Consider the following 20,036-nt stretch of genomic DNA (forward strand, 5'->3'; position numbering starts at 1 on the left):
GATATTCGTCAAGTTCTGACGGAGGTCTTTAACGGCCTTGGCGACGCTGTCGCTAGCTGTGCTTTTGCTTCTGCAGTGTTCGGCGGCGTTCGTCAGACGGTTGTAGCCGATACGTAGCCGGATCAGCTCGTCTTCCGTAGTCTTTCCACTGTTCCTCGCACTTACGCCGTATGTGAACTCCCGGAGTTCGATAGCCTCATTCTCTTTGGCGCCGGATTGACTAGACCAGTGCTGGGCACCCTCCTCGGGTTCCGTTGGGGGGGCGGGCCACCACGCACCGACCAAGTAAAACGACCATTTACCCGGCGGTAGGTCAGTCGGCAGATCAGTCACCGCACAAATCCTTTAATGCGCCATTCTTTAGCGTTTGCGGCGTCTACCGCTGAATCGAATCGTGAGTCACCCGCTCCACCTCTGGACGACTCAACAACCAAGCTCTCGTACGTCTGCACCACCGCGTTCGCAGAATCGCGATAGGTGGATTCCAATGCGGGGCTGGATGCCGCGGTTTCGAGGATGAGGGCGCCGTTCACCAAGGCGATACGCCCAAAGCCTGCGTCGGGACCGTTGGTCTCGATGTGGACAGCGTCCATGGCAGGTTTGAACTGACCGCATAAATCGGTCTTGGCGACCGTCTTTTGGGCCGCCGAATAGGTCCGGTTGGTTGGGGGGCGAGTGAGCGCCACGATTGCGAGGATCATCGAGGCGATACCCAACAATGCACGTAGTGTCGCGAACACTAGGGCAGACCGCTGGCGCTGCTGACCGGTGGGAAGCGCCGGCCAAGAGGGCGATGGCATGGTCACATTGCGGATGGTAGCCCTCAACGCGATTTCACGTTTACATCCTGATTGAGACTGCGTTCGCTCGGCAGGCGGACGTCCTGGACGCTGAACGTAATGGCAGGGGAAGCGCGTTATCTGGCCCCTGGGAAAGGTCTACTTGACACTTCAGCGGGATACGGTCTCGGCGTTCAAATCGGACAGGCACATCGCGCGAGTGGGTTGTGTAGGAGCCGACATCGCCGCATCGGCGCACCTTCGAACGGTGTCGACGTCCCATCGAAGGAGGCTAATCGCCACACAGGTCGATCATCACGCGGTCCTTGGTGTTTGCGTCGGTGATCGCCGCCTCGAGCTCCGGGTTGCCTTCGCCTCTGCCCGTGGAGACAGCCACAAGGGTCTGGTAAGTGAGTGCGAGTGCGCGGGCAGCATCGCGATACTCAGCGTCGAGGGCGGGGTCCGCTGCGGCCGTCCCCAGGATCAGGGCGCCGTTCGTTGCCGAGAGACGCGCTAGCGCAGTGTTGTTAGGCGTGTTCGTCTCAATGTGTTCCGCGTGAGCTGCAAGCTTGTAGCTGTCGCAGAGACGCTTCTTGGCGTCGGCTTGCTGCGCGGCCGTGTAACGAGGGGTTGACCCGTCTGCTGAGCGGGTTAGCGAAATGATCGCCACGATCAACGCGGCGACTGACAGCAATGCAGCAAGCGCCGCGAATACCGCAGTGGACCGCCGCGGTGACTGAGCGGGAGGCGGCGTGGGCCAAGGAGGTGGTGTGGTGGTCACATTCCGGATGGTAGCCCTCAACCAGGCGCTAAGCCCCTACATCGTTGCCTCGCAATAGGGGCGAACTCAGGGCGGGACAACCTGTTATCCAGGGGACCGGCCGTGCTTAACCGGTTGACCCCTTACCGCCCCAACGGCTTATAGAACACCAGCCCATTGCCCTTGTTGTCGTAGACCACAGCCCGGCGCTCGTGGGCGTCGTCGTAGGGGCCCTTCACGATTCCGCCGCCGCTGGCCTCGATAGCTTTCGCGGCGCCGTCGACGTCGTCGGTCTTGATCCCGACCACCACCTGCCCGTGAATGGGGTGGTCCACCGCGGTCGCCAACGCCAGCGTCACCGACCCGCCGTCGAGCGCAGCGAAGTGCGCGCCGTCGCGAAACTTCAGCGGCATGCCCAGGGTTTCGCTGTAGAACTTGATCGATTCGTCCAGGTCGTCGGTGGACAAGACGATCATCCGAATGTCGTGGTCGCTCACTGCTACCTCCTGTGGATTCGATCTCGATCCAGGCTAGGACCGGGATACGGTCAGCGGGTGGGTAAACGCCTTGCCGCTTTGGTCATCACGCTCGTCCTTGTCGCCCTGCTGGTCAATGCCATGGTTACCGACCGCATCGCACGAGTTGCTGAGCCGTTCGCGCAGGGGCGGGTGCTCGAGTTGCCGGGACCGGATCTCAACGTCCGTGAGTACGGCTCGGGTGGGGACCGAGCCATTGTGCTGCTGCACGGCTATTCGGCGTCGATCCAGTGGTGGGAGGCGGTGGCGCCGGCACTGGCACAAGGTGCCCGCGTGGTCGCGATCGACCTGGTCGGCCATGGCGGTTCGGAGGCGCCGAGCGACGCGGCAGCCTACAGCGCGATGGGACAGGCCACCGCCGTGCACCAGGCGCTCGACGCCCTGGGCGTGCGGCATGCGGTGTTGGTCGGGCATTCGATGGGTGGGACGGTGGCCACCGCGTTGGCCGAGAGCGCACCGGACCTGGTGGACCGCGTGGTCGTCTCCGACACCCCCGCGGCGCTGGGGATGACCGCCATGCCCGCGCTGAGCAACGCGGTGTGCTGGCCGGTGCTCGGTGCCGCAGTGGACAAGTTGCGCAGCCTCGACGCCGTCGACAAGAGTTCGCTGCAGACCGGATTCGACGCCGACTTTCCGGTTCCCGCGTTGGCCTACCGGTCGTTGAAACAGATGACCCACAACGCATTGTGTGACGCGAAGACCGCGGGCTGGATCAACGAACAGCAAGCGGTGGCCGACCGCTTGGCGGGTCTGGGCAAGCCGGTGCTGGTGGTGTGGGGTGACAGTGATGTGCTGACCCCGACTGCCCAGAACGTCGATCGCTATCGCCAGGCCGGCCTGCAGCCGGTCGTCATCGCCGGATCAGGGCACAGCCCACTGGTGGAGAAGCCAAGCGAATTCATCAGCACCATAAAGTCTTTCGTCAACGGAGAACACAGGACCTAGGTCCACCAGGTCTCGCGTGCCACCCGGTGGAAGTTGCGGCCGAGCACGGCGTTGACGTCGCCGTCGGCCCAGCCGCGTGCCGACAGGTGATGGCGCAGGCCCAGCCAGGTCTCCGGAGGCATCCACTGGATCGGGCCCCAGCGGGTGTAGCTCTCGTCGAACAGCTGCGGGTTAGCGAGTAGCTCGGCATTGAAGTCGACGTGGTCGAAGGAGTGGTCGGTGCTGACGCCGACGTGCTCGATACCAACCAGCTCGACCGCGTACTCCAGATGGTGCGCTACCGCGTCGAGGGTTGGAGTGTTGGGGCCCAAGAAGATTCCCACCGCAGTGATGCCGACGACACCGCCGGTGGCCGCGCACGCTCGGGCCTGATCGTTGGTGATGTTGCGCGGGTGATCCCACAGGGCGCGCATACACGAATGGCTGTAGATGACCGGGGCGGTCGAAACAGCACACATATCCAGGCCGGTGCGGGCGCTGCAGTGTGACCCGTCGGGAACCATGCCCACGGCGTTCATCTCGGCCACGATCGCGCGGCCCCACGCGGTCAGTCCCTCGTCCACGGCGTCCAGGCAGCCGCTGCCTGCACGGTTGGCGTGGTTGTAGGTGGGTAACAGGGTGCGAATCCCATGCTCGGCCAATACGGCCAGGTTGGTCAGGTCGTCGTCGAGCGGGTTGGAATCCTCCAGGTCGAACACCACCGCGATGCCCCCGGCGCCGGTGATCGCGTCGACGTCGCGGACGGTGGCCGCCACCGTGAGATCTGGATGGACGTCGATGGCACGGCGGAAGTGCCGCAGGAGGGCCAAGGTGTCGGCCAAGCGCTGCGGAGCGTAGCCCGCATTCACCGACAGCAGTGCGCCGCCAGAGTGCTGGTAGCGGGTCAGCGGGGCCACCTCGGCGCTGTCCTGCAATGGCAGGCAGGTGTGCTGGTCCCACAGCAGCGTGCTCATAGTCGCTGATCTTGCTCTGCACACCGCCCGAATGCGACGCATTAACCTAGCCCCATGGCAATCGACTCGCGGCCCGCGCTGAAATCGGACATCCCCTCGCTGGCGCAGGCGTTGGGGCGCGCGTTCTACGACGACCCAGTATCGATGTGGCTGCTTCCCGACGACCAGGCCCGCACCGAGCAGTTGACGACGTTCTTCGGCACCTCCACGCGGGTTCATCACCTGGCGGGCGGTGGCGTCGAGGTGGCCGACGATGGCGCAGTCGTCGGGGCGGCTGCGCTGTGGGACCCGCCCAACCGCTGGAAGCAGTCGATCTGGTCGCAGCTGCGCATGGTGCCGTCGTTGTTCCGGTCCTTCGGCTTCCGGCTTTCGCAAGGTCGCGCGCTGACAGATCTATTGGATGCCAGCCACCCCGAAGAGCCGCACTGGTATCTGGCGGTGATCGGCAGTGACCCGGCGGTGCGGGGACGCGGCTTCGGGCAGGCCGTCATGCAGCCGCGGCTGGATCGCTGCGATGCCGAACTCTGCCCGGCCTACCTGGAGTCCAGCAAGCACGAAAACGTGCCGTACTACGAGCGTTTCGGATTTCGGGTGATCGGCGAGATCAACGTCCCCAACGGTGGGCCGACACTGTGGAAGATGTGGCGGGAGCCGCAGACTCGCTAGGGGCGCAGGAGTGCAAGGTGCTAGGTGGCAAACAAGCGGAAGCGGCCACCACGGAGGGCATCTGCCACCCGGCGGGCGCTGTGCTCCTCCGCTTCGCTCGAGGTGTCGAGTACGTGGTTGTCGAACTCACCGAGATCGGCGAACTGATCCCACATCGACAGGATCGGCGCCTCGTCGGTGAGGGCGCTCGGCGCTGTTCGGGCCCGGGCCCGCTGCAGCGTGATGGCGCGCTGCGGCCGGAGGACCACGTAGTCGAGCGGCAGGTCCGGGTGCTGTGTTGCGCGGATTCGGAAGTGATCAAGCATCCACGGCCCAATGATCCCGTCGATCACGGTGATGAAGCCGCCGAGCGCATAGGCATAGGCGGCACCCGCGATCACGTCCATGACAGTCTGGTTCTGCGTCTCAGAAGCGGGATCGTACGGGGGTATCGCGCCCGAAACGATGTAGTGCCAGAAGTCGTCCGTGTGCAGATGAACGCCCTTGCCATAGCCGGAGGCAATCTTCGAGGCGAGCGTTGACTTTCCCGACCCGGGTGGGCCGGTCAGGATGATCACGCGTCCGGTCACGGACGCCAAGCTACCCGCGAAGTCGAGCAGCGACGGACAAACGAGGGTCAGTCGCTGACCGAGCCGCCGAGTCGTTCGGCGGCGGCGATGTAGTCCTCAACGAACTCGAACACGACGTCCCGCGCGGGCTTCACCTTGTTCATCAGCCCGACACCCTGGCCGACGAAATAGGTGGACAGGGCTTGGGCCCCAGCGTGTCCGGTGGCAGCCAGCTTGTCGATGCGACGCAGTGTGGGTTCGGCGATCATCGACTGCAGCGGTAGCGGCAGGGTCGGGTGACCCTTGTCGTTGGGCCGCCACGCATCAGTCCAATCGGAGATCAGTTGACGAGCGGGCTTACCGGTGCGTCCGGTGGAGCGGATGGTGTCGCGCGAGGTGGCCGCGAGCATCTTCTGCACGGTGTGCGGAGCCGTTTCGGCCTCCTCGGTGGTGAGCCACACCGAGCCCGTCCACGCCCCGGCGGCGCCCAACGCCACGCAGGCCGCCATCTGTCGACCGGTGACGATCCCGCCGGCGGCAAGCACGGGCACGGCGTTGTCGATGGCTTCGATGACTTCGGGAACAACGACCAGCGTGGAGACTTCGCCGCAGTGCCCGCCTGCCTCAGTGCCCTGAGCGACAATCAGATCCACACCTTGTGCCACCTGCTTGAGAGCATGCTCCTTGGCGCCGACTAGGGCCGCGACCGGGATGTCGTTGTCCTTGCCGGACTTGATCATGTAATCCGGCGGTACGCCCAGCGCGTTGGCCATCATGCGGATGGGATGGGCGACGGCGACTTCGAGCAGTTGTTCGCCGTTGCTACCGGCGAGCATGGCGGATCCCAACCGGGGCTTCTCGTCGGGCTCAATGTCATGCTGCGCCAGCAGGTCTGCGATGAAGGCCTTGTACTCATCGGGGATCCGGTCGGACAGTTGCCGTCCGGAGAGGTTCTCGCCCTTGCCTTCGAATTTGGCGGGCACGATGATGTCGATGCCGTAGGGCTTTCCCTTGACCTGCTCGTCGATCCAGGTCAGTTCCTGATCCAACTGCTCAGGGGTGTAAGCGGCGCCGCCGAGCACGCCGAACCCGCCGGCGTTGGTCACCGCGGCCACCACGTCACGGCAGTGGCTGAAGGCGAAAAGCGGGAAATCGATCCCGTACTGCTCGCAGATGGGGGTCTTCACGGTGTCGCCGCTCCTTTGGTCAACAGAGGTCGAGGAGAGCCGCCAGGCCAGCTCCACTGACCTGGCGGCATATCGGCGTGCGAAGAGCTATTAGCTGACCAGCGAGTCGAGTAGACCCGACAGGTCGAGGTTGGGCAACAACGACTCCAGCCCGGTGTACTCAGAGCTTCCCGGAGGCGGCAGCGGCGCGTCGGTCGGCTCAATGACTCCGGAGCCCGTCAGGTAGCCGACACCATGGGCCACCAGTTGGAGCGCGTCCACCGTCAGCCCGCCAAAGAAATCGTTGATCTGCTGGGCGACTTCGGCCAGCCCACTGATCAGGAAGATGTCCTGGTCGACGATTCCCTGCAGGAATTTGTCGATGTCGGCGACCCAACCGTTGATCACGTAAGGGACGGTGGCGACTGCGGTACGGATGGCCAGGGAGACGTCATTGCCGATGTTCGGGTAGCCGTACATCGCGATCGCGTCGGTGAGCGCCTGCTTGAGGTCGACCGGCGAGACGATGCCGTTCAAAACGGTCGGGTCGAACGCCATCGAGACACCGTCGAAGTCCGACCGCATCGGGACGCCGAACAGCGACAAGATGGTGGGCGTGATGTCGGCGATCGAGTAGTTCAGGTTCTGGCTGCCGTCGGTGGCGTGATCGCCGGCCTGGTCGAAGATGACGAACTGCGTCGTCTCGTTGGGCGACTGGAAGCCGTGCCCGAAGCCGAGTGACTGCTGGTGGCCGTGGTCGGTGGTGATGATGATCGACCAGTCGTCGCCGGTGGCCGCCTTGGCCTGCGCCACTGCGGCCAGGATCTGTTGAATGTTGTCGCCGACGTTGATGACGGCCTGCTTGTATTCCTCGGACCCGCCGCCGAAGCTGTGCCCGGCCTCGTCGGCCTGCACCTGGTAGGAGAACATGAAGGTGTCGATGTTCGGGTTGGTCGTGGTCGCCAGAATCTGGGCGATGGTCTGGGCCGTGACCTCCGCGTCGGTGTCGGCCCAGCTGTTCTGGAACGGCACGAACAGGTTGTTGTCGGCGCCGTAGCCGCCCGCGGCGGCCATGTCGTTGATGTAGTCCCAGTCGGCGATCACCGTGGTCTCGATATTCGGGTTGTGGTACTCGAGCAGGTTGAACACCGTCGGCCACTTGTCGTACGGCTCGGGCTCGAACACGTTGTTGATCACACCGTGCTTGTCGTCCCATACCCCGGTGAGGATCGTCGACCACGACGGACCGGAGATCGTGGTGTGGTTGACCTCGGTTGCGGCCCCGGTGATGCCTTGGTCCATCGCGGTCTTGAAGCCGCTGTCGTAGGCGTACTCCAGGATCTTGGAGAGGTTGGTGCCGTCGGTGCCGATCAACAGCACGTGCTCGGCAGCAAGCAGCCAGTCGGCCGTCGTTGCGGACAGCCCAGCGGGAGCCCCGACGGCGGCACCAGTCCCGGCAACCAGGCCGGCGACGGCCACACCGCTGAGGAACTTCTTGATTGTTGTCACTATCGGATTCCCTCGTCGAGTTGTGCCAGCCAATTGGGCGTAACACTAACAGTTACCCAGCGAAAACTCAGCTTTCTGTCCAAAATCGCTCATGTGAGCAGGGTGTTGCTGAGGAGGACTGTGGTGTTATTTCACCTGATGCGACGCGCGTCAGCGGAGCTGTATCAGCTCAACAGGGCATCCACGTCGGGCAGCGGGGGAAGGTCGGCGCCGCCCAGGTCGGGTGCGGTAGAGCCGTGGTCCGCCAGCAAGGCCTCCAGCCCTCCGGTGAATTCGGCGGCTCCCGGCAGCGGCAGCGGTGCGTCGTTCGGCGGGATGACACCGGCCCCGGTGAAGTACGCGACCACCCGGCCGATGTCGGTGAGTACGTCGGCCGTGGCGGCACCGACGGTCTTGAGCACCCACTGGGCGCCCTCGGCGAGTCCGCTAATCAGGAAGATGTCCTGGTCGACGATTGTCTGCAGGAAGTTGAGGATCGGGGGGAGGGCATAACTCTCGAGGAAGAAGCCGGCGCCGGCAGCCAGCGCACGGAGGCTCAACATGATGTCGGTGCCGATGTCCGGGTAGCCGAAGCTGTTGATCGCGTCGGTGAGGGCCTGCTTGAGATCGGCCGGGAACACCACACTGTTGAGCAGGTCTGGGTCGAGCTGCATCGGGGTGCCGTCGAAGTCTGAGCGCATCGGGATGCCGAAGGCCTGCAAGATCGTCGGGGTGATGTCGATGGTCTGGTAGGCCAAGCTCTGCCCGCCGGCCTGGGCTTCGTTCCCGGCCAGCGACAGCATGACGAAGCTGGACGTCTCATTGGGTGACTGGAAGCCGTGGCCGAGGCTGAATCCGAACAGGTCCGGGTTCTGCTGGTGGCCGTGGTCGGTGACCGCGATGATCGTCCACTTGTCACCGGTGGCCGCCTCGGCGGCGGCGACGGCCTCCAGGATTTCCTTCCAGTTGGCCCCGACGTTGATGACGGCGTCGCGGTACTCGTCCGACCCGCCGCCGTACGAGTGCCCGGCATGGTCGACCTGCGACTGGTAGGAGAACATGAAGGTGTCGATATTCGGATTGTTGGTGGTCGCCAGGATCCGGGAGATGGTCTCCTGGGTGACCAGTGCGTCCATCTCCGCCGAGGTGGAGCCACCGCTGATGCCGATGATGTTGTCGGCCGGGTAGTTGCCGGTGGACGCAATCTCGGTGAACAGGCCGCGGCCGGAGATGACCGTGGTCTCGATCTCCGGCTTGTTGTACTCGAGCAGGTTGAACACCGACGGCCAGGTCGTATACGGCTCGGGCCGATAGACGTTGCTGACCACCCCGTGCTTGTCATCCCAGACTCCGGTGAGGATCGTCGACCACGACGGTGTGGACATCGTCATATGGCCTGCGATGGTGGTGGCCGCGGTGATACCCCGATCCATCAGCATCTTGAAGCCGCTGTCGTCGTTGTAGGCGTACTCCAGGATCTTGTCCAGGTTGGTGCCGTCGGTGCCGAGCAGCAACACGTGTTCCGCGGCGAGCATCCACTCGGCGGTCACGGCAGACAGACCCAGCTGCGTCCCTACTGCCGTGGCTCCCGTTCCGGCAACCAGGCTGGCGACGGCCGTAGCGCACAGAAACTGCTTCACCCTCGTCACGATCGGGTCTCCTCGTTGAAGTGGTTGGTGCGGCTGCCGTCGGCTTCGGCGGATCAGCCCAGCAGGGCCTCGATGTCGAACAGCTGAGCCAGGTCGGAGAACTCGGCGCTGCCCGGCAGCGGCAGCGGTGCGTCGTCGGGCGCGATCACGCCCGCCCCGAGCAGATGCGTGACTCCCATTGCCAGCGTGTTGGTCACGCTCACCGTAAGTCCACCGAAGAAATCGTTGATCTGCTGGGCGACCTCAGCCAGCCCGCTGATCAGGAAGATGTCCTCGTTGACGATTCCCTGCAGGAAGTTGTCGATCTGGGTCATGAACTTGTCGATGAAGTACGGCACGGACCCGAACACCGTCCGGATGGCCAGCGTGATGTCATTGCCGATGTTCGGGTAGCCGTACATCGCGATCGCGTCGGTGAGCGCCTGCTTGAGGTCTTCGGGCGTGACGTGGCTGTTCAGGACGGTCGGGTCGAACGCCATTGAGACACCGTCGAAGTCCGAGCGCAACGGGATGCCCAGCAGCGACAAGATCGTCGGCGTGATGTCGGCGAGCGAGTAGTTCAGGTTCTGGGTGCCGTCGGTCGCGTGATCGCCGGCCTGATCGAAGATGACGAAAGACGTTGTCTCGTTGGGCGACTGGAGGCCGTGGCCCATGCTCAGACCGGGCAGTGTCACTGTTTCCTGGTGGCCGTGGTCGGTGGTGACGATGATCGACCAGTCGTCGCCGGTGATCGCCTGCACCTGAGCGATCGCGGCCAGGATCTGCTGGATGTTGGCCCCGAGGTTGATGATGGCCTGCATGTATTCGTCCGACCCGCTGGCGAACGAGTGCCCGGCGTGGTCGCCCTGCGACTGGTAGGAGAACAGGAAACTCGAGATGTCATCGGGGTTGTCCGCGGTCCCGAGGATCTGAGCGATGGTGAGCGCGGTGACCATGGCGTCGCTGTCGGCGGCACTGTCCCCGGCCGGGACGAAGATGTTGTTGTCCACCGGGTATCCGCCGGCGTCGGCCACCTGGTTGAGGTACTCCCAGTTGCTGATGATCGTGGTGTCGATCTCCGGTTTGTTGTACTCGATCAGGTTGAACACCGACGGCCACGCATTGTAGGGCTCGGACCGGAACAGGTTGTTGAAGACGCCGTGCTTGTCGTCCCAGACTCCGGTGAGGATCGTTGACCACGACGGCCCGGAGAGGGTGGTGTGGTTGGTCAGACTCGCGGTCCCGGTGATGCCCTGGTCCATCGCGGTCTTGAACCCGCTGTCGTCGTTGTAGGCGTACTCCAGAACCTTGGAGAGGTTCACGCCGTCGAGGCCGATCAGCAACACGTGCTCGGCGGCCAGCATCCAGTCGGCGGTCACCGTCGACAGGCCCACCTGCGTCCCCACCGCCGCGCCGGTTCCGGCGACCAAGCCGGCGACGGTCACGCCGCACAGAAACTGCTTCACCTTCGTCACGATCGATCTCCCTCGCCGGAGTTACGCGGACCACTGAGCGGCAAGCCTAGCAGCTGGCCCCCAGGAAAAACTCAGCTTAATGCCCAGTTTCGCTCATTTACCCAGAAAGTTACTGAGGAATCTCGGTTAACCGTCCAGGTGCAGCGTCGTAGGCCGGTTCCGGACTAGAGAATTTTCTCGCTGCTCAGCAACGTCGCGCGAAACTGCATCACCCGGTATGGCCAGCCGTGCGCGGTGTTCCACTGCGACACCATCAGGCCCACCCCGCCGGTGCGATCCACCCGCGAGCCGGGCAGCACATAGCCGCCGTAGAGCTGGGCGACTCGGCCTCGCGCGTGATCCTCGTCGCCCCAACCGCTCCCAAGCAGCGGGCGTTGCAGCGGGGCCCCGGCCAGTTCGGCGGTGGGGGACTCCAGGACTCGGTAACCCAGGGCGTAGCGCGACGATACGAACCCGCCGAGCACCCAGGTTCCGGGAGCCAGTCGTCGCAGCGACAGCTCGCCCCATGCCTCGCCGGGTGGGGTGATGGGCACCGGGGCATGGCCCCAGGCCCGGCGCTCGCCGCGGTAGCCCCAGCCCGCGTATTTGCTCGGATCTCCGAGGTGCGCGGGGCGCACCCTTCGCAGGATGACGCCTTTGTCGCGCTGGAACCCGGTCGAGACCACATAGACCCAGCCGTCCTCGGGGTCGTAGTCCCAGGACCAACATTGGGCGTACCCGCGATGCAGCCGCGCAGGGAACCGCGCCCCCATGTTGTGCCAGCTGATTCCGTTGTCGGCCGATTGCCAGATCTCGGTCCATGCCACCTTGCTGAACCCGCGGTTGACGATGGCGTGCAAGTAGAGCATCTGGTCCACTCGCAGCAGATCGGACGGGATCACGGTGCTGATGGCGTAGCGGTCCAGCCGAGAGACCGGTTGGCGGTGTCGGTAGTGCCATAGCTGGCGGGCGTAGTGCGGGTCGGCGCCGCCGGCTTGCTGGTAGCGCACCCGGTGGGCGGCGTCGCCGGTGCCGATCAGGATTACCGGGGAGCGCCAATCGCCCTGGCCGACCCGCTCGCCGGCGAAGGTGTCACCGAACACCGATACCAGGGTGCCGTCAGGAGCCAGTACCGAGGCGCCCAGGTCCGCGCATGTAACGCCCCACCGGTCGGTGATGCCTGGGCCGGTGATGTCGGCCAGTTTCCCGGGGGCGTTCCGCGCGGCGGGGTGCACCGCTCAAGGCTTGCTGCGCCAGCCGCCGGCGGCGAGCGCGATCATCCGGAGTTGTTTGACGGCAACGTGTTTGATCTCGGCGAGCGTCTCGGCATCCGGGGCATCCTCGATCGCCTCCGCGGTGACGATCATCGCGTTGACGAACAGTCCCGCCAGGACGTTGAGGTCCTCCGCGCTCCAGGCATTGAATCCGGGGAAACGCGCCAGATCCGTGGCCAGCTCGGAAGTGATCAGCCGGATCTCGGTGCGGATCGCATAGCGCAGCACCGTCATCCCGCTGAAGCGTTCCCGGTTGATGAATCGCCAGTACTCGTGGCGGGAGGCGACGCTGTCGACCAGGACCTCGACCGAGGACTCGATGACCCGGCTGGGGTCCACCCCACCGGTCCGGGCGTCGCGCAGCGTCTCGCGCAGCGCCCGAAACGATTCGTCGATAAGCACCAGGCCCAGGGCATCCATCGACTCGAAATGTCGGTAGAAGGCGGCCGGCACGATATGGGCGGCGCGCGTCACCTCGCGCAGGCTCAGTGCGCTGAAGCTGCGTTCGTCCAGCAGGGTGAGCGCCGCGTTGATGATCGCGCGACGGGTGGCTTCCTTGCGTTCCTCGCGCGAAACACGCTCCGGCCGTTCTGGGCGGGGCGTGCGTTCGGGACGGGTGACACGGGGAGGCCGTTCGGGCCGCGGTGGCCGCGTGCGCCCCGACCGTGAATTCGGCGTACGACTGTTCACTGTTGTGAAGCGTAACACAACGGGCAAATAGCCCTTGACTCGTCGTGAACAAGTGTTCACTGTGTACATATGTTCACTCAAACTTTGACGCGGCGGGTACTGGGCTCCAGCCTGGTCGATCTGCTCACCGGTCCCCACGGGGTCGACCGCTACACCGAGCTGGTGTCGCCGACGTGGACCCAGAACGACGCCCGTGCCCGGGTCGTCGCCGTCCGGCGCTCCACCCCGCGCAGCGTGACTCTGCTGCTGGAACCCAACGACGCGTTCGGCTGCTTCCCCCGTTTCCGGGCGGGCCAACACGTCAACCTGTCGGTCGACATCGACGGGCGCCGGCGCACCCGGTGCTACTCGCCGGCCAGCGCCGAAGGCCAACGGCTCCTGGAGCTCACCATCGGACGCCACGAAGGGGGCCTGGTCTCCGAGCACCTGTACCGCAAGGCCCAGGCCGGCATGGTCGTCGGACTGGAGAAGGTCGGCGGCGACTTCGTGCTCCCGGCGATCCGCCCCCGCCGCATTCTGCTGATCTCCGGCGGCAGCGGTATCACCCCGGTGATGTCGATGCTGCGCACGCTGATCGCCGAGCGTTACGACGGCCGGGTGACGTTCATCCACTACGCGCGCAGTCGCGAAGAGGCCTGCTACCACGATGAACTCGCCGAAATGTCGCGGGTGCGCGTGCTGCACGGCTACACCCGCGCCCCCCAAGACGGCGACCTGCAGGGCTATTTCGGCGCCGAGCATCTTGCGGCGGCGATGCCGAATCCGGAGGCGGTGTACGTGTGTGGGCCGCCGGAGCTGGTGTCGGCCGTGCGCGAGCAGTGCCCCGACGCGATCTCAGAGAGCTTCGTCCCCCCGGTCTTCACGGTGCCGGCCGACCCGTCCGGTGGGCAGGTGAGTTTCCTCGGCAGCACCGTCTCGGTGGTCGACGACGGCCGGCCTCTGCTGGAGCAGGCCGAATCAGCCGGTTTGAAACCGGCCAGCGGATGCCGAATGGGCATCTGCCACAGCTGCACGTGCCGCAAAACCACTGGCGCCGTGCGAAACCTGATCACCGGTGCGATCTCCACCGCCGAGAGCGAAGACATCCAGATCTGCGTGTCGGTGCCCGTCGGCGACGTCCAAATCGACCTCTAAACCCCAAGGAGCCAACCATGACGCAGTCAGTCCTCGAGCCGCCGCGGGCGCTCGAACAGTCGCAAGTTCTCCAGCGATCGGATCTGCCGGCAAACCTCGACGCATTCGGCGCCGAGCTCGACGCCCTCCGTCAGAGCGTCCTCGACGACCTCGGCGAGCGCGACGCCGACTACATCCATCGGGTCATCAAGGCGCAGCGCACCTTGGAGGTCGGCGGTCGCGCCCTGCTGTTCCTCGGCATCATCCCGCCGGCCTGGCTGGCCGGCACGGTCATGCTGGGGTTGTCGAAGATCCTCGACAACATGGAGATCGGCCACAACGTCATGCACGGCCAGTACGACTGGATGGGCGAACCGGCCTTGTACGGCAAGGATTTCGAGTGGGACAACGCCTGCCCGGGTGACCAGTGGCGGCACTCGCACAACTACATGCACCACACCCACACCAACATCGTCGGAATGGACCGCGATGTGGGCTACGGCATCCTGCGGATGAGCGAAAAGCAGTCCTGGGAGCCCTACTTCTTGGGCAACCCGCTCTACGCCTTCCTGCTGATGGTGCTGTTCCAATACGGCGTGGCGGTGCACGAGCTGGAGGCCGAGCGCATCCGGGCCGGTGAGATCGGATTCGCCGACAAGAAGGAGATGCTGCTCGAGACCTGGCAGAAGGTACGTCGCCAGACCCTCAAGGACTACGTCGCGTTTCCGCTGCTGGCCGGCCCGTTCGCGCCGCTGGTGTTCGCGGGCAACATGACCGCCAACCTGATGCGCAACGTGTGGTCCTACACGATCATCTTCTGCGGGCATTTCCCTGACGGCACACAGGAATTCACGATCGAAGAGACCGAGAACGAGTCCCGCGGCATGTGGTACTACCGCCAGATCCTCGGCTCGGCGAACCTGACCGGCGGCAAATGGTTCCACATCTTCAGCGGCAACCTGTCGTTCCAGGTGGAGCACCATCTGTTCCCCGACCTGCCGGCACACCGCTACGCCGAGATCGCCCCGCAGGTGCGGGAGATCTGCGAGCGCTATGGCGTCCCGTACAACACCGGCCCGCTGCTCAAGCAGTTCGGCAGTGTGGTCCGCAAGATCTGCAAGCTGGCGTTGCCCTGGAACTGAGTCAGGCCCGGGGGCCCAGCAGCGCGATCGACGCGTCGATGGCCGGCTCGGTGATGACGCCGATGTCGGCGCCGTCCTCGACGGCCAGCGCGGTCAGCTCGCGCAGGCCACCCAGCAGGATCACCGCCAGGGCCGGGCTCAACGCCGGCAGGTTCGCCCGACGAAACCCCGGACTGCCGCTGAGCTCGATGAGCAGGTTTGACATCAGCTCCAGGCCGCGGCGCTGCGCCGGCCGGGCCACCTCGCCCAGTGACGGCATGTCGCGGATCCAGCTGAGCGTGATCGCCGGCCGGGCCCGGATCTGGGCGACGTAGGCGTGCACCGCCTGACGGATCTGGACCTGCCAATCGGCCTCTGGATCCACCTCCGCCTGGATCCGTAGCGCCAACTCCTCGTTGTCGGCGCGCAGCAGTTCCAGCAGGCACTCTTCCTTGCTGGCGAAGTGGTCGTAGAAGGTGCGTTTGGAGGTGCGGGCGGCGCGCACGATCTCAGCGACGGTGCTGGCCCGATACCCGCGCTCGGCGATCGAATCGGCCAGGCCGTCGAGCAATCGACGCCGAAAGGGGTCGGCAGCGGCGGTCGCCGGCGCATCTGTCGTAGGCGTCGTCATCGCCGCACCTCCCCGCGCGTAGACCTTGCCACTTGTTGGTACTAAAGAGTACCGTGTTCCGCAAGCATTGGTACGCGTCGGTACCAAATATCGCGTCGGGAGGCGTTCGTATGACCCACACGGTTGTCAGCACGGCCACGGACACCGTCGAGACCCCGGATTCACCGGAGATCAACCTGCCCCCCGGCCCGCGTGGGTCCAAGCTGGCGGCGGGACTGCACTTCATCCTGGCCCGGCGCCAGGCGCTGCGACGTCAGACCCGTAAATACGGTGCCGCCTTTACCGTCGACATTCCGATGTTCGGGCCGACGGTGATCGTCACCGATCCGGAACTGGCCAGGCAGGTGCTGCTGACCAACCCCGAAGATCTCGGCAATATCCAGCCCAACCTGTCCCGGATCCTCGGATCGGGTTCGGTGTTCGCCCTCGACGGTGCGGACCATCGGCGCCGGCGCAATCTGCTGAGCCCACCGTTCCATGGCAAGCGGGTGCGGGCCTACGAGGAGATCATCGTCGAGGAGACCCTCCGCGAGATCGCCACCTGGCCTATCGGGAAACCCTTCGAAACGCTGCGCCCGATGAACCGGATCACTATCAACGTGATCCTGCGGGCGATCTTCGGGGCCGAAGGCGCCGAACTGGACAAGCTTCGGGTAGGCCTGCCCAAGTGGGTGACGCTGGGGTCCCGGCTGGCGGCGCTGCCGATTCCGGTCCGCGGCTACGGCAGGTTCACCCCGTGGGGCCGGTTGGCCGCCTGGCGTGCCGAGTACGAGACCGTCCTGGACAAGCTGATCAGGGACGTCCGTGCCGATCCCGACTTCGGGAACCGCACCGATGTGCTGACCCTGCTGCTGAACAGCACCTACGAAGACGGCACGACGATGACCCGCCAGGAGATCGGCGACGAACTGCTGACCTTGCTGGCTGCCGGACATGAGACCACGGCATCGACGTTGGCCTGGGTCTTCGAGCGGCTGAGCCGCTACCCGGACCTGCTCGAGGAACTCACCGCCGAGGCGGACGCCGACGGGAGCACGTTGCGGCGCGCCACGATTCGCGAAGTGCAGCGGGTACGCACCGTGATCGACTTCTCCGGACGGCATGTGTACGCGCCCAGCGTTCAGATCGGCGAGTGGGTGATTCCACGCGGCTACTCGGTGATCGTCGCGATCAACCAGGTCCACCAGAACCCCGGCGCCTTCACCGACCCGGAGGGGTTCGACCCCAAGCGCTACATCGCCGGAAGTCCCTCGGCGTTCGAGTGGATGCCCTACGGAGGCGGCACTCGGCGGTGCCCGGGCTCGACGTTCGCCAACCTGGAGATGGACGTGGTGTTGCGGACGGTGTTGCAGCGCTTGATCATCGAGCCCACCACGGCGCCGGGGGAGAAGGTCCATTCCCGCGGCATCGCGTTCACCCCGAAGGACGGGGGCCGGATTACGGTGCGCCGCCGGGACTGACCCCGGTCAGCGCTGTGGCTGCAGCTGCCAGTTCGGCCGGATGTAGTGGCAGGTGTAGCCGTTCGGGAACCGCTCGAGGTAATCCTGATGCTCGGGCTCGGCCTCCCAGAAGTCGCCGGCCGGGCTGACCTCGGTGACCACCTTGCCCGGCCAGCGGCCCGAAGCTTCCACGTCGGCGATGGTGTCCAGCGCGATCTGGCGCTGCTCGTCGTCGAGGTAGAAGATCGCCGAGCGGTAGCTGGTTCCGACGTCGTTGCCCTGCCGGTTACGCGTGGTCGGGTCGTGGATGGCGAAGAAGAACTCCAGCAGGTTGCGGTAATCGGTGGCCGCGGGGTCGTAGGTGATCTCGATGGCCTCGGCATGGGTGCCGTGATTGCGGTAGGTGGCGTTCGGGACATTGGGGTCGCCGGTGTAGCCGACGCGGGTACTCACTACGCCGGGCTGCTTGCGGATCAGGTCCTGCATGCCCCAGAAGCAGCCGCCGGCCAGGATCGCTCTCGGGAAATTGGTCATGCCCCGATTATCCGCAGCTATCGGTGACCCGCCAGTGGATAGGAACGGTAGCTGGTCAACACGGCACTCGGCTCGCGGTGCGGCGGCGCCTGCGCCGTCAACTCGGGGAAACGGTCGAACAGGGCCAGCAGGCCCAACCGGATCTGCATACGGGCCAACGGCGCGCCCAGGCAGACATGCGGACCGAACCCGAATCCCAGGTGGCCGGTCTGCGAGCGGGCCAGGTCCAGCCGGTCGGGGTCGGGGAACATCGCCGGGTCCCGGTTGGCGGCCGCCAACCCGAGCAGGATTGGGGCACCGGTCTCGATCACGGTGTTGTTCCGGTCACCGACTTCGATCGGCGCGCTGGCCACCCGGGAGATCATCAGGGCCGGGCTGATCATTCGGACCAGTTCGTCAACGGCATGCGGGGAGTCGGCCAGCAGGCCGCGTTGCCCAGGGTCGTCGATCAGCAAGGCGGCCGCCCCGGTCAGCACGGCCGTGGTGGTGTCATGTCCGGCCGACAACAAGAAGATGGCGTTGTGCAGCAGCTCATCGTCGGACAGTGGCAGTCCGCTGGTGGCCACCACCGACAGCAGGTCGTGGCCGGGATCGGCGCGGCGCAGCACCAGCAGATCGGCGAGCAGGGCCTTCATCCCGGCGGCGGCGTCGTCCGCGGCAGTGAAAACGGTGCGAGATGCCGCCGGTTCCAGCGCCGCGATCAGCGCCATCGACCAGGTCGCCAGGTTGTCCAGTTCGCTGTCGGGCACCCCCAGCAAAGTGGCTATCGCCCCCAGCGGCAACGGCTTGGCGAACTCTGCCACCAGGTCGAATCCTCCCGGGTCCAGTCCGGCCGCCAAAGACCGTGCCCGGGAGGCGACTTCGGCTTCGAAGGAGGCCAGCGCCCGCGGCGTGAACGCCCGCGACAGCGGCGCCCGTAGCCGGCGGTGGTCGTCACCGGAGCGGTAGAACAGGTTGTGCTCCACGTGGGTCAGATACGGGCGACCCGGATCGAGCTTGTTGCGGTACAGGTTTCGCCGGTCGGTGCTGGCTCGCTCGTCGCGCAGCATCGCCAGCACGTCGGCGTAGCGGGTCAGCACCCACAGCCCCTGGCTGTTGCGGTGCACCGGCTCGGCTTCGGCGAACCGTCGCTGATACGCCAACGGATCGGCGTGCAGCTCCGGGTCGCGGAAGTCGAAGTCGAGCGTGCCCATCAGGTGCGTTCGGCGATCCAGGACGCCACCAGATCGGCGCAGATCGTGCGGCTGTCCGTCGGCTGCTCCAGGTAGTGGTCGCCGGGGATGAAATGGAGCTGCTTGTCGGTGCTGGCCAGCGAGTCGTGGATGTGGTGAGCATCGCTGGGGAAGACGCCGGTGTCCGCGGTGCCCTGGATCACCAACGAGGGCAACGTGATCCGGCCCAGGTGCGGAGCGCCCTGACAGAACGACGTCTGCAGGCTCCACATGGACAGCCAGGTCCGCAGGGTGCAGTGCGCGGCGATGTTGTATGGCGCGCGGTTGGCGCGCCTCGGGTCACCCAGGTAGCACGAGTTCAGCGGACGGTCCGACGGATCGAGCGAGGCGTCGAGGTAACGCGGGTCGGCCCACACCCGGTGCACCGAGAAGGAGCGGTCGTAGGTGCCGCCGGCCTTGAGCCGCTTCAGTTCTGCCTGCGCCCACGCGGTGATTCGGTCATTGCGGTCGCGCTGGGCCTGGCGGTAGCGGGCGATGAATTCCGGGGTGTAGGGCGGGGTGTTCTGCTCGGCGTACATGTCCAGAGACGGGTCGCAGGACAGCGGGTCGGTCTCGTCGGTCACCGACGGGTCGATCCACGCGGTCAGCACCTCCGGGCGCCCGGCGTGCGCCTGGGTGGAGACGTACAGATCGCCGGGCGGCAGCGCATTGACCGCGTCGGGCACCGGGCCGCCGCCGACTGCTGTGATGTGCGGGTCTATCGCCTGCGACTGGTAGGCGGCCATCAACGATCCACCGCCGGAGTTGCCGAGCAAGACGATCGTCTCGACGCCGGCCTGTTCACGCAGCCATTGCACGCCGGCCGCGATATCGAGCAGTGCGTGCTCGAGCAGGAACAACGACTCACCGCTGCGATACCGGGTGTTCCAACCCAAGAAGCCGTAGCCGTGTTCGGCCATGAGCGGCGCCAGGTAGTGCTCGGCGAAGTCCACGTTGTAGTGACTGGCGATCACCGCCACCTTCGGCTTGACGCCGGCCGGGGTCCAGTACAGCCCCTGGGCCGGGTGATAACCGGCGGGGTTGACGCCCGCCGATGCCGAAGTGAGCGAAACGAATTCGCGGGTTACTGCCACTGCATT

At 65.5% G+C, this 20,036-nt stretch carries 20 protein-coding genes; 5 read left to right on the plus strand and 15 right to left on the minus strand.

Going from position 1 to position 20,036, the window contains the following annotated elements; translation table 11 throughout:
* Positions 1-329 precede the first annotated feature (329 nt).
* The 3 genes from NM962_17825 to NM962_17835 all read right to left on the minus strand — a co-directional run bounded on the left by NM962_17825 (position 330) and on the right by NM962_17835 (position 2,036).
* Positions 330-806: a hypothetical protein gene (locus tag NM962_17825; GenBank protein UVO11768.1), complete on the minus strand. Its 477-nt coding sequence runs from the start codon at positions 804-806 to the stop codon at positions 330-332.
* A gap of 265 nt (positions 807-1,071) precedes the next feature.
* Positions 1,072-1,560: a hypothetical protein gene (locus tag NM962_17830; GenBank protein ID UVO11769.1), complete on the minus strand. Its 489-nt coding sequence runs from the start codon at positions 1,558-1,560 to the stop codon at positions 1,072-1,074.
* Between the two features lie 122 nt (positions 1,561-1,682).
* Positions 1,683-2,036, minus strand: coding sequence for a VOC family protein (locus NM962_17835; GenBank protein UVO11770.1), 354 nt, complete (start codon positions 2,034-2,036; stop codon positions 1,683-1,685).
* Positions 2,037-2,093: 57 nt separating this feature from the next.
* Here NM962_17835 and NM962_17840 point away from each other — a divergent pair, with 57 nt between their 5' ends.
* The gene (locus tag NM962_17840; GenBank protein UVO11771.1) at positions 2,094-3,020 is read left to right on the plus strand and encodes an alpha/beta hydrolase; all 927 of its coding nucleotides are present in this window, start codon (positions 2,094-2,096) and stop codon (positions 3,018-3,020) included.
* Here the strand turns inward: NM962_17840 and NM962_17845 are convergent.
* Positions 3,017-3,973 carry a dipeptidase gene (locus NM962_17845; protein UVO11772.1) on the minus strand — a complete coding sequence of 319 codons (957 nt, stop codon included), beginning with the start codon at positions 3,971-3,973 and terminating at the stop codon, positions 3,017-3,019. The two genes, NM962_17840 and NM962_17845, sit on opposite strands and share 4 nt — an antisense overlap.
* Before the next feature lie 54 nt (positions 3,974-4,027).
* Here NM962_17845 and NM962_17850 point away from each other — a divergent pair, with 54 nt between their 5' ends.
* Positions 4,028-4,639 carry a GNAT family N-acetyltransferase gene (locus NM962_17850; GenBank protein ID UVO11773.1) on the plus strand — a complete coding sequence of 204 codons (612 nt, stop codon included), beginning with the start codon at positions 4,028-4,030 and terminating at the stop codon, positions 4,637-4,639.
* A 20-nt stretch (positions 4,640-4,659) separates the two neighbouring features.
* Here NM962_17850 and NM962_17855 read toward each other — a convergent pair whose 3' ends face one another.
* The 7 genes from NM962_17855 to NM962_17885 all read right to left on the minus strand — a co-directional run bounded on the left by NM962_17855 (position 4,660) and on the right by NM962_17885 (position 12,887).
* On the minus strand, positions 4,660-5,208 hold the full coding sequence (locus NM962_17855; GenBank protein ID UVO11774.1) for an AAA family ATPase: 549 nt from the start codon (positions 5,206-5,208) through the stop codon (positions 4,660-4,662).
* 47 nt (positions 5,209-5,255) lie between these two features.
* On the minus strand, positions 5,256-6,374 hold the full coding sequence (locus NM962_17860; GenBank protein ID UVO11775.1) for a nitronate monooxygenase: 1,119 nt from the start codon (positions 6,372-6,374) through the stop codon (positions 5,256-5,258).
* Positions 6,375-6,464: 90 nt separating this feature from the next.
* Positions 6,465-7,862, minus strand: coding sequence for an alkaline phosphatase family protein (locus NM962_17865; GenBank protein UVO11776.1), 1,398 nt, complete (start codon positions 7,860-7,862; stop codon positions 6,465-6,467).
* 164 nt (positions 7,863-8,026) lie between these two features.
* Entirely contained in the window at positions 8,027-9,490 is a 1,464-nt protein-coding gene (locus NM962_17870; GenBank protein ID UVO11777.1) for an alkaline phosphatase family protein, read from the minus strand.
* Positions 9,491-9,543: 53 nt separating this feature from the next.
* Positions 9,544-10,944 carry an alkaline phosphatase family protein gene (locus NM962_17875; GenBank protein UVO11778.1) on the minus strand — a complete coding sequence of 467 codons (1,401 nt, stop codon included), beginning with the start codon at positions 10,942-10,944 and terminating at the stop codon, positions 9,544-9,546.
* Between the two features lie 164 nt (positions 10,945-11,108).
* Positions 11,109-12,158, minus strand: a complete 1,050-nt coding sequence (locus tag NM962_17880) for a DUF4185 domain-containing protein (GenBank protein UVO11779.1) — start codon at positions 12,156-12,158, stop codon at positions 11,109-11,111.
* A 3-nt stretch (positions 12,159-12,161) separates the two neighbouring features.
* Positions 12,162-12,887 (minus strand): TetR family transcriptional regulator, encoded by a 726-nt coding sequence (locus tag NM962_17885; protein ID UVO11780.1) that lies wholly within the window; start codon positions 12,885-12,887, stop codon positions 12,162-12,164.
* Between the two features lie 69 nt (positions 12,888-12,956).
* On the opposite strand from NM962_17885, the gene NM962_17890 reads away from it, so the two are divergent.
* Positions 12,957-14,021 carry an iron-sulfur cluster-binding domain-containing protein gene (locus NM962_17890; protein ID UVO11781.1) on the plus strand — a complete coding sequence of 355 codons (1,065 nt, stop codon included), beginning with the start codon at positions 12,957-12,959 and terminating at the stop codon, positions 14,019-14,021.
* Positions 14,022-14,038: 17 nt separating this feature from the next.
* Positions 14,039-15,142 (plus strand): acyl-CoA desaturase, encoded by a 1,104-nt coding sequence (locus NM962_17895; GenBank protein UVO11782.1) that lies wholly within the window; start codon positions 14,039-14,041, stop codon positions 15,140-15,142.
* Between the two features lies 1 nt (position 15,143).
* Here NM962_17895 and NM962_17900 read toward each other — a convergent pair whose 3' ends face one another.
* Positions 15,144-15,752 (minus strand): TetR/AcrR family transcriptional regulator, encoded by a 609-nt coding sequence (locus NM962_17900; protein ID UVO11783.1) that lies wholly within the window; start codon positions 15,750-15,752, stop codon positions 15,144-15,146.
* Between the two features lie 110 nt (positions 15,753-15,862).
* Between NM962_17900 and NM962_17905 the strand changes: the two genes are divergently transcribed.
* Entirely contained in the window at positions 15,863-17,212 is a 1,350-nt protein-coding gene (locus NM962_17905) for a cytochrome P450 (GenBank protein ID UVO11784.1), read from the plus strand.
* 6 nt (positions 17,213-17,218) lie between these two features.
* Here the strand turns inward: NM962_17905 and msrA are convergent, their stop codons facing one another.
* The 3 genes from msrA to NM962_17920 are packed head-to-tail and all read right to left on the minus strand — an operon-like array spanning position 17,219 to position 20,030.
* Entirely contained in the window at positions 17,219-17,725 is a 507-nt protein-coding gene (gene msrA, locus NM962_17910; protein UVO11785.1) for a peptide-methionine (S)-S-oxide reductase MsrA, read from the minus strand.
* Positions 17,726-17,742: 17 nt separating this feature from the next.
* Complete coding sequence (locus tag NM962_17915; protein ID UVO11786.1) at positions 17,743-18,918, minus strand: cytochrome P450; 1,176 nt, start codon at positions 18,916-18,918, stop codon at positions 17,743-17,745.
* Positions 18,918-20,030, minus strand: a complete 1,113-nt coding sequence (locus tag NM962_17920) for an alpha/beta hydrolase (GenBank protein UVO11787.1) — start codon at positions 20,028-20,030, stop codon at positions 18,918-18,920. The genes NM962_17915 and NM962_17920 overlap by 1 nt, the downstream gene beginning before the upstream one ends.
* Positions 20,031-20,036 lie beyond the last annotated feature (6 nt).

Source organism: Mycobacterium sp. SVM_VP21 (assembly GCA_024758765.1).
In the GTDB taxonomy this organism is placed as follows: domain Bacteria; phylum Actinomycetota; class Actinomycetes; order Mycobacteriales; family Mycobacteriaceae; genus Mycobacterium; species Mycobacterium heraklionense_C.

What these genes read in the sequence shown, in the direction of transcription:
- NM962_17845 (UVO11772.1), bottom strand. Translation starts at nt 3,973, where the DNA reads ATGAGCACGCTGCTGTGGGACCAGCACACCTGCCTGCCATTGCAGGAC.
- NM962_17850 (UVO11773.1), top strand. Translation starts at nt 4,028, where the DNA reads ATGGCAATCGACTCGCGGCCCGCGCTGAAATCGGACATCCCCTCGCTG.
- NM962_17890 (UVO11781.1), top strand. Translation starts at nt 12,957, where the DNA reads ATGTTCACTCAAACTTTGACGCGGCGGGTACTGGGCTCCAGCCTGGTC.
- NM962_17895 (UVO11782.1), top strand. Translation starts at nt 14,039, where the DNA reads ATGACGCAGTCAGTCCTCGAGCCGCCGCGGGCGCTCGAACAGTCGCAA.
- NM962_17900 (UVO11783.1), bottom strand. Translation starts at nt 15,752, where the DNA reads ATGACGACGCCTACGACAGATGCGCCGGCGACCGCCGCTGCCGACCCC.
- NM962_17905 (UVO11784.1), top strand. Translation starts at nt 15,863, where the DNA reads ATGACCCACACGGTTGTCAGCACGGCCACGGACACCGTCGAGACCCCG.
- msrA (UVO11785.1), bottom strand. Translation starts at nt 17,725, where the DNA reads ATGACCAATTTCCCGAGAGCGATCCTGGCCGGCGGCTGCTTCTGGGGC.
- NM962_17915 (UVO11786.1), bottom strand. Translation starts at nt 18,918, where the DNA reads ATGGGCACGCTCGACTTCGACTTCCGCGACCCGGAGCTGCACGCCGAT.